Source organism: Pedobacter heparinus DSM 2366 (assembly GCF_000023825.1).
In the GTDB taxonomy this organism is placed as follows: Bacteria; Bacteroidota; Bacteroidia; order Sphingobacteriales; family Sphingobacteriaceae; genus Pedobacter; species Pedobacter heparinus.
The window spans coordinates 4,462,595-4,475,662 of sequence record NC_013061.1 but is presented as its reverse complement, the minus strand read 5'-3'; the positions used below and the strand labels follow the sequence as shown (position 1 = coordinate 4,475,662).

Genomic DNA, 13,068 nt, shown 5'->3' with positions numbered 1-13,068 from the left:
TTTGTTATGAAGAAACTAATAAGAATAATAGCAGTAGCAGCATTTTTAAGCATGGGAGCCGTAAAGGGTATTGCACAAATTGACCCTCACTTCTCCCAGTACTATGCGCATCCGCTATGGTTAAACCCGGCCTTAACCGGGGTAACCGATGGAGAATACAGGGTTTCATTAAATGCCAAACAGCAGTGGGGTTCTATATCCAATTCGTTTTTAACAGGAGGCGCATCTTTTGATATGGCCCCTGTTAAGAACCTGGCTTTCGGTGCAATGGTGCTGAACCAGAATGCGGGCGACATCAGTTATAACCATTTAAGCGCTTTGGTTTCCGGAGCCTACCGCATCCATTTTGGCAGGGCAGGTTTAAATATGATCAACTTTGGCTTACAGGCCGGCATTCTGAACAAGAGCTTTGACCCTTCAAAGATCACTTTGGGCAGTCAGTATAATCCCGTAACCGGATATGATCCCAGTTTCGGTATCAGCGAATCTTTTTCCTCTTCCAATACACTCGTGCCTGATGTAAATGCCGGAGTGATGTTTTTTGATGGAAACCCGGATCAGAACGTAAATGCATTTGGTGGGGTAATGGCGGCACATCTGACCAGGCCGGTAGATAAATTTCTGGGAAACAGTGTAAGGATGCCGATCAGATATGCTGCACACGGGGGTGCAAGGATCAAAATTTCGGAAGTTTTTGGCATTACACCAAATGGCCTTTACATGAAACAGGGCAATGCCCGCGAGATTTCGGCAGGGGCTTATGCACAGTTTATGCTAAATCCTGAATCTGACCTCCTTTTTGGTTCAAATTACAGGGTTGATGATTCGGCCATTGCTTTTTTTGGCCTGCACCTGAAGAACATGGTGTTCGGATTGAGCTACGACTTTAATACCTCCAGCCTTAACCGGGCTACCGGAAGCAAGGGGGGACTGGAGCTGTCCGTTTCATTTACCGGCAGAAAAGGAATATTAGGCCCTAACTTCTTTTGTCCGAGATTGTAAAGCATGTTAGTATTAGGGAACCCAAAAAATAAACAAATTAATATTCCAATGAAAACAAAGATACTCCTGATCCTCTGCTTATTTGCTTCCGTAGCACAGGCACAATTTGTAACCAATAATAAAAGAGTGGCAGATGTATATTTCCAGAATAAAGAATATTATGCAGCTGCCGAATATTATAAAAAAGCCTTACAGATCTCTGCCGATAGTGTTGGTTTTATAGTGCCCTACGGTTTTGAAAATAAGATAAAAGAAGAGAGCCCTAAAAAAGACGATTATGAGTACTGTGTTTTTCAGCTCGCGGAAGCATTAAGGTTATATAAAAATTTTATAGATGCCGAAAAATGGTATGCAATGGCTAAGGATTTTACCAATCCTAAATACATTCTTAGTACATTCTGGTATGCGGAAACCCAGCGCTCAAACCAGAAGTTTGAGGATGCGATCGCTTCATTTAATACCTTCCTGGAAAAATATAATGTAAAAGATGGTTATGCAGCCAAAGCCAGAACAGAAATTGCCTCCTGCCAGTTTGCGCTGAATGAACTGCGTTACCCAAGGTTGTTCAGGTTAAGCAGACTTCAGAATAACATTAATGACAAAGGATCTAATTATACGCCAACTATAAAGGGAGGGAATTTTTATTTCACTTCTTCCCGGCCAATAGGGAGCAGCGGAAAGAAAGAGGTGCTGTCGGATAAAAATGTAAAAGTGGCCAAAAAAGAAACCCCCTTTATAAATGCGGTATATGTAGCAACGGGAAACCCGCTCACGGAAAGTATTTCCATCAGAAAAACGGCAGTTGATGGTGCAGCCAAAGAATCGGCTGCCCCGGCATTTCATCCGAATGGGAAGATAGCCTATGTAACCAGCTGGACTGCCCTTGGCAATAAAAAGATCTATCAGTTAAACGCTACACCTGGTGTAGGAAAAGACTGGTCAGAACCCATAGAACTGGGTGGCCAGATCAATGTAAAAGGCTTTAATGCCATGCAGCCTTTTGTAACAAGAGACGGGAAATACCTGGTCTTCTCGTCCGACAGACCGGGAGGTTCAGGTAAGTACGACCTTTGGTATGCCCCTATCCGTACGGATGGCTCGCTTGGCCTTGCTGTAAATATGGGAAAGGTAATCAACACACCCGATGATGAGGAAGCCCCTTATTACAATGTGTCTACTAAAAAACTGCTTTACAGCAGTAATGGAAGAGTAGGTATGGGCGGTTTCGATTTCTTTGAAAGTGAAGGCGATTTTGGAAAATGGACCGAACCCAGAAACTTGGGCTATCCTTTTAACTCTTCCAAAGATGACCTTTATTTTACCCCTTTGGACAATGCAGATTCGGAAGGATATATCAGCTCAGACCGCGAATCTGTTTGTTGCCTGGAGATTTTCCATGTGAAAAGGGAGTTCCTGGTGATACAGGGAATACTGCTGGACTGCCATACCCGCAAACCGCTGCAGGATGCAACAGTTACCCTTGCCGATTCTGCACAGCAGTTTAAGTTTACAACTGATGAAAACGGTCAGTATACCTTTAAAATAAATTCTAACCGTGGGTTTAAACTTACCGCCGAGAAGGAAAAATACTTTAGTAAAAACATTTCGTTCAGCTACGACCAGCTGGCCCAGAAAGATACTTTGTTTAGTCCGGAGCTTTGCCTCATCCCTTATGAAATAGATAAGCCCATTGTGCTTAAAGATGTTTTGTATGAATTTAATAAAGCCGACCTGACCGAGGATTCAAAAGGGAAACTGGATTACCTGTATACCATCATGGTGGATAACCCTACGATAGAAATAGAGCTTAGCTCGCATACAGATAGCAAAGGGGGCGAAGCTTATAACATGGACCTTTCGGAAAGAAGGGCAAAGTCCTGTGTCGATTATCTAATCGGAAAAGGCATCCCTAAAAACAGGATGACCAGTAAGGGCTACGGAAAAACCAGGCCCATAGCCCCAAATGAATTTCCCAACGGAAAGGATAACCCTGCCGGAAGGGCGTTGAACAGAAGAACAGAATTTAAGGTTACCAAAAAATAGCAATACTCATTCTCGTTGTAAACCCTGCATAGATGTCCAATTTTTTTTCCTGGATGTTTATACAGGGTTTCTGCTTTGTAGCAGACTGCCTCTCATTTATTAAAATATTTATGCTATAATTACATTAAATTGTAAATTGGCTTTTCATTTTAAATTATGCGCTACGCCAAGTATGCCACGCTGGTATTTCTGCTCTTAAGTTCTGTTGTCGGCTTTGCCCAGACTTATACGGTTACGAGTAAAGAAGATAGTGGCCCGGGCACATTAAGAGAGGCCTTGACCTCAGTGCCACCCAATACCACCGGCTATACCATTAATTTCAATCTGCCAGGTGCTATGGACGAAGCAAACAGGACCATCAGGTTGCGCACTGCCTTGCCAGCTATACCGTCAAATGTGACCATTGACGGAAGTTCCCAGCCCGGCTGGACAGCACTCGGGGTTTCAGGGGCTAAAATTATCCTGGAACCTGAATTTGCCAATTCTACTTTTCATGGTTTAACCATCGGAACGTTTAACAGCGTATATACACAGGTTGTGAATGTAGAAATTTATGGCCTGTTCCTTCGTAATTTTGCAAGGTTCAGCAGTCTGCAGAATGTAAATACCAATCAGGGCTCAGGAATAGTGATCGATTACAGGGCCAGCAATATAAAAATCGGTGCACCTGGTAAGGGAAATGTGATAGGGGGCACCATCAACGGGATCATGGTGAGTAACTCCGGTTTTTACACTGCAGCAACTTTGGCCAATATCAGTATCCAGTCTAACTTGATCGGTGTATTATATGACGGGATTACAGCCATCCCGAATATTGCCGGTGTTTCAGCCAATCTGTATGAAACCTCAATGACCATAGGAGGGGATGACGATAAGGAAGGCAATGTAATTGCGGCCAATCAAACCAATATCAACATCAACCGCTCAAACCCTTCTGCTACCCGAACCAGTGTTGTGATTGTAAACAATAAGATTGGCGTAGATGCCAGTGGAACAAATGACTTTCATGACCTGCAATTGTTCCTCTTATCTTCTTCACTGGAAATTCATGGTGTAAAAGTGAATTCCTCAAACACAGATCTTTACCTGCGCAAAAACATCATTTCAGGTAACCGCACTACAGGTGTATCCATCACAAATTCAGATTTTGTGCTGACAAGTAACCTGATCGGTACCGGAAAAACAAGAACAGAGCAATTGGGCAACGGGGTAGGGGTTAGAATTGAAGGTATCGCAACAGGGATGATAGGAGGTACAGTTACATCTGACCTGGGAAATAGCATTGCCAATAACAATTATGGGGTAGAACTGCTTTCTTCAAGGGCAGTTAAGATCATGCGGAACAGCTTTTTTTGCAACAAAGTATTTGGTATAGGCCCCGCCTTAAATTATACGCAGGCCTTCGTACAGGTACTCATCAAAAGACCCAATCACCTGGAAGGCAAAGCAACGCCAAATGCTGAAGTAGAGCTTTTTTATACACAGAACTGTAATGGGATCTGTGAAGGAAAGGAATATATAGTAACGGTTCAGGCCGATGCCAATGGCCGCTGGAAATATGATGGCCCTTTAACCGGAAATGTTACGGCTACGGCAACGCCCATATTGAATGGAACCACCTCGCAGTTTTCAACTGCGGCCCTGCTGGAAAATGATGCCATTGTTACTATGGTTACCTGTAACGGAGATGGGGCCATAAAAATCCCTGAGCCCAGGGAAGGCTTTCTTTTTACCTGGAACAGGATAGAAGAGAATGGGACACGGACAGTTTTGATCCCTCAGGGAACAATACAGGAAATAAGCAACCTGCCTGTTGGAAATTATGAAGTGGTTGTGGATGATGGATGTAAAGCCGTTGCCAAACAGTTTCTGATCAAAGACCAGAAACTGACCAATCTTGTGGTAAACTGGCCAAGCCCGGGCTGCGGCCAATTAACTTTCCCCTTTTCGGCCAATGTGGACAGGGGCGAGGGGACCCTCAGTTACCAGTGGATCAATGCCATTACCGGGCAAATAGCGGCCACAGGTAAAAATGTAAGCATGCCCGAGGGTTCCTATAAATTAAAAGTAACAGATCAGGCGGGGTGTTTTCTGGAATCCGCGGTAAGGGTCATCACCAGGCTCCCTTCGCCAATTATCAATATTGTACCCAGAGTGGTGGGGCAGGCCACCTGCGGAGAGGCAAATGGCTCTATTAAAAATATTGCGGTAACGGATATTATTGGTACGGCAACCTATAAATGGTTTGAGATGACCCGCGATCCGGTAAACGGTGCCTGGGTACAGGGGGCAGAGGTTGGCCAGAACCTGGACTTGACCGGTGTACCCGGAGGTGTATACATGCTGGAGGTAAAAGATCAGGGCCCTTGTCCGGCAGTCAGGATCAGCGCTCCTTACATTACCGTCACCATTACCAATTCGGTCATCATCAACAATGGTACACCAGTCAGCACAACCTGTAACAATAACAACGGCGCCATAAACGGCATTACCATTGTTCAGGGCGATAATTATAAGCTGACCGCCATAGGCAGTACATTTGAAAAGACCGGTACCTGCCAGCCTGGTGTCCCTTTTAACATTACAGCACTTCCTCCGGGCAATTATACACTCAATGCAAGTAATTCGGTTACCCTGTGTACCGCATTGGCAAGAAACTTTACCATTACCGCTACACCCATCCTGCAGTACACGGCCCAGGTATCGGCTAAGTCTGATGCTTCCTGTGGTACCAACAATGGATCTATCCGTTTGGTATACCCCAATAATGTAAAGCCCCTGGCCGGAAAATACCATTGGGAGAATGCAGCGGGACAAACCTATCCGGGAACAGCCGAGCTGATCGAAAATCTGCCGGAAGGAAGTTATGAACTGAAAATAACAGATCCGAATGGCTGTACCTCAGATCCTTTGGGGCCTTATGTAATAGCAAGAATACCTTTGCTGATTGTTGATAAAACCATAGGTGTAGTTGTGGATGACCAGTGTGCATTGGGACGTGGATCTGTTACAGGAGTTAAAATTGAAGGGGGGCTGCCTTTAAGCGGTACTGGCAATGATGCTGTATATAAATACATCTGGAAAGACCTGTCCGGTAATACGGTGGGTACCAATCGAGACCTGACCAATATCGCTGCGGGCGATTATTATCTTGAAGTTTATGACCAGACCACCTGTGGTTTCGACAAGAGCAAGACCTTTAGCATCGCTGCCCCGGTAATTCCTTTGGCTACACCTGTGGTCAACAGTATGCGGGTATGTTACGCTACCGAGATCATGCTGCCTGTACTGGCCCCAGAAGAAGGTACTTACCAGATGTACCTTGCCGGGAACAATACCATGCCTTTAATGGAAAGCACCAATGGAAAGTTTATTTTTAAGGTAAGCAAGACCGGTGATTATGTGATCCGCAGAAAACTGGGAAGCTGTTACAGCGATTTTACACCTGTGCATATAGAGGTAACTAATGACAACCTGGAGATCAAAAACACCATGACCCCTAATGGCGATGGCATGAACGATTACTGGATGATCACCGGGTTACCGGACCATGCCGATATCAATATCAAGATCTATACCCGAAGTGGTCAGCTGGTATATGAATCGGTTGGGCCTTATAACAAGCCTTTCGATGGTCGTTTCAGGGGTAAAGACCTGCCCGCCGGAGCATATTATTATAAAATAGACCTGAGGGCCGACTGCAGACCAATAGGGGGCAGCATTACACTTTTAAGATAGTATTTAAAAAAGAATCTGGTTAAAACTGACGGGTAGAACACTTTACGTCGTAGCGGTTATTGAGCAGGATACCCAATACAATTTCATGTGTGCCATTGTTCACAGACCTTAATGCAGAAGTGGTTACATCATAAGAATAGCTGATATTGATTAGAGAAGCTACGTTAAAACCAGCCAGCGCAGAAAAGGAATCGTTATTCCTTAAACTCCCGCCAATCCAGAATTTATCCTGATAGGCAATTTTAAGATTGGCATCAATGGTGGTAGGGGCACTCAGCCAATAGGTCAGTAAAGTAGAAGGGATGAAAGCAATATCTTCATCTACAAAAAATTTATAACCGGCAGTGCCATAAAATACAGTGGTCTGGTAAGCCGGTAAATTGCTTTGCCTGTTTGCGGTTTTAGAACGATAGCCCAGTACCTGCTTGGCAGATGCACCAGCAAAAAAACGCGGACTGTACAGCCAGAGCCCGCCACCTATATCAGGTCTTATTTTGTTGTTGTAATCGGCGGATAACAAAGGGTCGGCTGTATGCTCGACCGTTACATTGGCCACATCTACGCTGGTAGAAGAGATGCCTGCAGAGATGCCAACCGATAAATTAACATCATAGCTGAGGCCCAGATGGTAGGCATAGGTCGCATTGATATTGGTCTGTCTTATCCGGGCCGCTTTGTCTGTCAGCGCATAAAAACCTATACCATGATGAGGTTCGGCAGAAGTGTAGTTATTTACATAACTGCGGCTTAAAGGGTTGTACCCCGCACCCGAAAAGGAATTCACAGAGCTTCTTACAAAGTCCTGCCCTATTGGGGCATGTACAGAAATGTATTGGGTAACGGGTGCCCCCTCCAGCCCTTTCCACTGGTTTCTGTAACCCAGTTTTAAATCGGTATAATTGTCTATCCCCGATATGGCCGGATTAATTAAGTAATTGTTAAAGATGTATTGTGTAGACCTGGGCTGCTCCTGCCCATAGCAAATCAGACTGAACAGCAGAATTACAGAGAGGTAAAAAAATGATTTCATTCTGATCAAATAGCCTTTGGGTATCCAATAATAAGATAAATTTTGTGTATAATGAATATTTAAAATAAAATGCTAAAAATAAACAGAATTTAAGGGTTATTTAATTCAACATTATGAGTAAATATTTACCCCTGTAACCAGGTCAGTAATTTGTTTTTCTGGTGTTGTTTACAAACTGCATATTAAATAATAATTCCCAATTAATTTAAAAAACGGGTTATTTAACCCGGTTAAGCTGGTTCTGTTTTTGGCTGATTTCTGGAACACCATTTTTTTGAGGTTTTAAAAAATAGGGTATGGTAATTGCCTGATCAGGATATACCTAGATATGAGACAATTGGAAAAAAAACTAAGAAAAAGCATCGCCTCTGATGAACGGTCGCGGTTAGAAAACCTGAAAAACTATAAAATCTTATATACCAAGTCTGAACCTGTTTTTGATCAGCTTGCAGCATTTACCGCAAAAATGTTGAATACGCCAATCGCCCTGATCAATTTTGTTGACCAGGAGAGCAGCTTATGTTCGCTGGCCATTATCAATGAGAGTGGGATTGCATTTGAAAACTTTGAGCAGCATCCTTATCTGATGTCCAATGCACTAATAGCCGGAGAATCTGGTTTAGGGTTTTACGCTGCTGTGCCCATCACTACAGATGAAGGCCTGCGTGTAGGTACAGTTTGTATTGTAGACAAAAAACACAGAAAGTTCCTGCCCCAGGAACAAAGGAAAATGGAGTGGGTTGCCGGTATGGTGAAGAAAGAGATCAACAGAAGAATGACCAACCGGATCATGGCCTGATCCGCCAGGAAATTTTCAGGGATATAAAGCCCTGTCTGATCAAATAAATCATTTGATCAGACAGGGCTTTTTTTTGCAAGGTAAACCTCCGGTTCGTAAGCTTGTTTTCTTATTTTAATATAAAATTATGTATTTACGATATTAATATCTATAATTACAGTGTAATTAATTAACTAATTAAATATATTGTGATTATAAATTAAATATTGGAAATGTATTCAAATTTTTGGACAAGGCAGATTTTGTTGGTTTTGTTACTGCTGGCAGGAAGTCCTGCCCTTGCCCGCAGCTGGATGCCCGGCTATAATTTCAGAAAGAAAATAACCATTGATCAATCGAAAGTTTCCGGTACGGCCAGTCTTTTAAACTTTCCTGTGCTGATTGTCCTTGAGGATGCTGAACTCAGGTACATCGGCAATTGCGAAGGAAGGTTGCAGAACAGCAGGGGGCTGGATATCTCCTTTGCGGCAACCAATGCCCCTCAGCTGCCGCTTGCTTTTCAGCTTGACCATTATGATGCGGTTAATGGGAAACTGGTGTGCTGGGTAAACATTCAGGAGCTATTTACCGGCAGCAATCCTGGCCATAACGAAATCTATCTTTATTATGGCTCAACCTATATCCACGACCCGTTTACGCTTTCTGCAAGGGCCACCTGGCCGGCCAGCTATCAGCAGGTCTGGCACCTGAACCTGGATGCTGCACCTTCCATAAGCCGCAGTGCAAATCATGGTCCGGAGATGAGTATGACAGGGAGTCCGGGAACAGGGCCGGCTAACTTCCCTGCCGCCCATATTGGCAATGGACTGTTGCTGAATGGCAGTACGGATGGGATGGCTGCTGCAGCAGATACCAATACGACGGTTTGCATTACCGCCTGGATTAAAATGGATCACAGGGGCACTGAGCAGGTGATTTTAGCCAGCGACACCACTGCTGGCGGATATGTCATTAAGGTGAATGCCCAGGGTAACCTTGTTTTTGAAACTAAAAATGCTGAAGGTTTCAGAAGTGCCACAACCGCCGAGGTATTGGCAGTAAATACCTGGTACAATCTTGCCTGTATTTTTATTAAAGGGATAAGAAGAATATACATCAATGGGGCATATAAAGCTGGCGGCGGATCAAATGGGGTAAAGCTTGGGCGGTCGGGGGCATTGAGTATTGGAAAAAGTAAACAGAATGGCAGCTATTTTAAGGGCACAATTGATGAACTGAGGATTCAAAATGTAGAGCGTAATGTCGACTGGATCAGCACTGAATACAGGAACCAGGCTAATCCGGCCAGTTTTATCAGCGTTGCAGCTGAGGAAATTAATCCGGCAAATGTTCCGGTGGTCAACGAGTTTACCGGAGCTGCCGGAACGGAAGACTGGTCGGACGAGGGGAACTGGAGTTTGGGGGGCTTACCTGCACAAAATGCTCAGGTGATCATTAAAGGAGGTAAAAAAACGAAGCTTTTAGCTCCTGCGGCAACCATCATTAATCAGCTCACTTTAGAACCCGGGGCAAGACTTCATCTGCAGAGCGGCCTTGAAGTGAATTGTGCGGCCAGTATTGCAGCAAATGCTGCTGTAGTACTGGAGGATGGAGCAAGGCTCACTTTTAAATACGATGTGCTGAACCATGGCCGCATTGGTTTAAATAAGGGTCATGGCAGTCTTGTTTTCAGGGGAGGGCATGCATTGCAAACGCTTTCAGGTACAGGCCTGGTTACTGTTTCGCGGCTCGAAGTAGAGCTGGCCTCGGCTACCCATACGCTGTTGCTGCAATCCCCGCTAAATGTGGGCAGACAGGTGCAGCTGATCAGGGGAACCCTCAATTCCAACGGAAACCTCAGCCTGCTTGCCGATACCTTAAATTATGGTGCCGCATTGATGCCGGTAACAGATCCCGGTAATACACAGCTCACAGGAGATGTACACGTACAGCATTTTGTGAAAGGTAACTTTGCTGCCCCTTCAACGGCAAGGGGCTGGTGCTTGCTGGCTGCTCCCGTATACCGGTCTGAATTAAACGGGCAGCCGCAAAATAATTTTGCGGCCATTCAGGCCAGTGTCTTTGTAACCGGTACTGGCGGCACTTTAAATGGCTTTGATGCCTCGCCCAATAATGGAGGAACGATTTATACCCACGATCAGTCCTTACCCGGCAGCCTTTCACAAAAATACAAGGCCATTCCCAGTATGGATGTCAGCATCCCATCCGGAAAGGGTTTTTATCTGTTTTCAAGAGGCAGCAGGAATATTCCCGATGCCTACCTGCACCAAATCCAGACACCTCCGTTTTCTAATCCAGGGCCTTACACCATTACCTATACCGGTAAATTGTATACAGGCGATTTAACGGTAAACCTTTTTAACAGGAACAGCGGGGGAGAGGGCGATGGTTTTAACCTGCTCGGAAACCCGTATGCTTCGGCAATCCGCTGGGCCGCATTGCAAAAACAAAATGTTAGTCCCTTCATCTGGGTATTCAATACACAAAACAATGCCTATCAGGTTACAGACGACCCGGATTATATCATCCCTTCGGGAACTGGCTTTTTTGTGCGGGTAAACAGCGGAAATGCCAGTGGTTCGCTCAGTTTTCAGGAAAGCGCAAAATATACCGGTACTACTGTTCCGGCAGCGCAGATGGCCCTTAGGGAGTCCCGAAGGGCAAAGGAAACAACAAGCAGGTTAAAAATACAGCTGTATGCAGCCGGACTGACCGACAGTTATACATTGATTTTTAGCAGCAAAGGTAATGATGGGATAAATGATGCAGATGCCGGAAAAATTGGAGAAGGTTACCTGAGCATTGCAGGGATAGCCGGGAACGGAACAAAATTGTCTATAGATGAGCGCGCAATAGACACCCTCCGAAAAGAGGTCTGTTTGTACCTAAAGGGCTGGGCAAGCGGAAATTATACTTTAAATTTAAAAGCATCGCTTAAACCCAATGAGGAAATTGTACTGGCCGACCGTTATCTTGGTATCAATAAACGTTTAACAGAACCGGAAAGCAATTGCCATTTTTTTATAGACACCGCCATTCCGGCATCTTACGGTCAGCAACGCTTTGCTATTCTGTACAGGGAGCTCCCGGAAGTAAAGCAACAAGATACCGAAACCGATAAAAACATTGTGGTATATCCCAATCCCTTTAAGGAGTGGCTTTACCTGAAGTCGGCCAGGCTGACCTATAAAAATCTGAAAGTTTTAATCAGGGATATCACGGGCAGGGTAGTCTGGAGTAGCGTGCTTCCCATTCTGGATGCGGGTATTCCGGTTCAGCAGTACTGCGGGCAGCTGGTAAAAGGGGTCTATTTTTTACAACTGCTTAATCCGAAAAACAATAAAGTGGAGGCTGTTTTTAAAGTATTGCGAAACTAAACAAACAATATGTCTGTAAAACCAATGGTATGAAATATCCCCTGGTGCTGATTTTAATACTGCTATGTACCTCCCTGTGGGCCATGCAGGCTGACGACCCTGGTTTGCCGGGTGATGATCCCGATTTACCTGTTGACGGCGGTGTTGCTGCCTTGCTGCTTGCCGGGGCAGCTTATGGATTAAGGAAAATTAACCAGCAAAAAAATACTAGACGGTGATGCCTTCTTTTCTTAAAATGTAATTGTAAATGCCTTCGATTGGCTTCTGGAGGATCTGCCCTACTTTTACCTGGCTATTTAAACACACTTCTCTTAAAATGTCCTGGTAAATAAAGCCAATGGAACCTACAAAATGGCAATCCAGACTCTTGTAATTGCTGTAATCCTTAATGTTGCTGTCTACAAATTCCTGAAAACCTTCCCTTAAAATATTCAGGATAAAGGGGTGTGCTTTATGGTTTACCATAAACCTGCTGATAGAGGCCAGATAAGTATTCGGAGCTGGTTTCTGGTATACATTGGTGATTACAGTCTCTTTGTCGATCTGGTATTCCTGTCCAAATTCGAAGGCCAGTTCGGCAGGCATCTGGTTGTACAGGTAACTGGTAACCAGTTTGCGCCCAAACCAGGTGCCCGAGCCTTCATCTCCAAGTACATAACCCAGTCCATGCGCTCCATGGTGCAGTGTTTTGCCGTCATAATAAGAGATGTTTGAGCCTGTACCTAAAATACAGGTCAGCCCTTTTTTGTCGCCGCATGTTGCATAGGCAGAACCCATCAGGTCGTGCTCTACAGATACATAGGCATTGGTAAAAAAGGAGGAGATTCCATTAGAGATGATCTCTACTTTATCTGGTGAAGAACAGCCTGCACCAAAGAAATAAACCTCTTTTACCTGACTTGCATAAGCGGCGATTTCCTTTTTCTTGGAAAAAAGCTTAAAAATGTCGTGTGCATTTAAAAAGTAAGGGTTTATACCTTGTGTATTGAAGTTGATTTGTTCATTTGGGCTGTAACCCATCCAATCGGTCTTTGTAGAACCACTGTCTGCTACTAGAATCATTCGCTAAAAATAGTAAT

Annotated in this window: 8 protein-coding genes; 6 read left to right on the top strand and 2 right to left on the bottom strand. The window is 44.4% G+C overall.

Going from position 1 to position 13,068, the window contains the following annotated elements:
• The first annotated feature begins 6 nt into the window (after positions 1-6).
• From PHEP_RS18680 to PHEP_RS18670, 3 genes are all read left to right on the top strand, one after another.
• Entirely contained in the window at positions 7-1,002 is a 996-nt protein-coding gene (locus tag PHEP_RS18680; protein WP_183874645.1) for a PorP/SprF family type IX secretion system membrane protein, read from the top strand.
• A 48-nt stretch (positions 1,003-1,050) separates the two neighbouring features.
• Positions 1,051-3,045, top strand: a complete 1,995-nt coding sequence (locus PHEP_RS18675) for an OmpA family protein (RefSeq protein WP_036675240.1) — start codon at positions 1,051-1,053, stop codon at positions 3,043-3,045.
• 156 nt (positions 3,046-3,201) lie between these two features.
• On the top strand, positions 3,202-6,783 hold the full coding sequence (locus tag PHEP_RS18670; RefSeq protein ID WP_015809543.1) for a T9SS type B sorting domain-containing protein: 3,582 nt from the start codon (positions 3,202-3,204) through the stop codon (positions 6,781-6,783).
• Positions 6,784-6,802: 19 nt separating this feature from the next.
• Here the strand turns inward: PHEP_RS18670 and PHEP_RS18665 are convergent, their stop codons facing one another.
• Entirely contained in the window at positions 6,803-7,813 is a 1,011-nt protein-coding gene (locus tag PHEP_RS18665) for a PorP/SprF family type IX secretion system membrane protein (protein WP_015809542.1), read from the bottom strand.
• Between the two features lie 328 nt (positions 7,814-8,141).
• On the opposite strand from PHEP_RS18665, the gene PHEP_RS18660 reads away from it, so the two are divergent.
• The 3 genes from PHEP_RS18660 (at position 8,142) to PHEP_RS18650 (ending at position 12,207) form a co-directional block, all read left to right on the top strand.
• Positions 8,142-8,612 (top strand): hypothetical protein, encoded by a 471-nt coding sequence (locus tag PHEP_RS18660; protein ID WP_015809541.1) that lies wholly within the window; start codon positions 8,142-8,144, stop codon positions 8,610-8,612.
• A gap of 212 nt (positions 8,613-8,824) precedes the next feature.
• Positions 8,825-11,989 carry a LamG-like jellyroll fold domain-containing protein gene (locus PHEP_RS18655; protein WP_015809540.1) on the top strand — a complete coding sequence of 1,055 codons (3,165 nt, stop codon included), beginning with the start codon at positions 8,825-8,827 and terminating at the stop codon, positions 11,987-11,989.
• 29 nt (positions 11,990-12,018) lie between these two features.
• Positions 12,019-12,207 carry a PID-CTERM protein-sorting domain-containing protein gene (locus PHEP_RS18650; RefSeq protein ID WP_015809539.1) on the top strand — a complete coding sequence of 63 codons (189 nt, stop codon included), beginning with the start codon at positions 12,019-12,021 and terminating at the stop codon, positions 12,205-12,207.
• On the opposite strand, the gene PHEP_RS18645 is transcribed toward PHEP_RS18650, so the two are convergent.
• The gene (locus PHEP_RS18645) at positions 12,197-13,051 is read right to left on the bottom strand and encodes an N-acetylglucosamine kinase (RefSeq protein ID WP_015809538.1); all 855 of its coding nucleotides are present in this window, start codon (positions 13,049-13,051) and stop codon (positions 12,197-12,199) included. The two genes, PHEP_RS18650 and PHEP_RS18645, sit on opposite strands and share 11 nt — an antisense overlap.
• Positions 13,052-13,068: the final 17 nt, after the last annotated feature.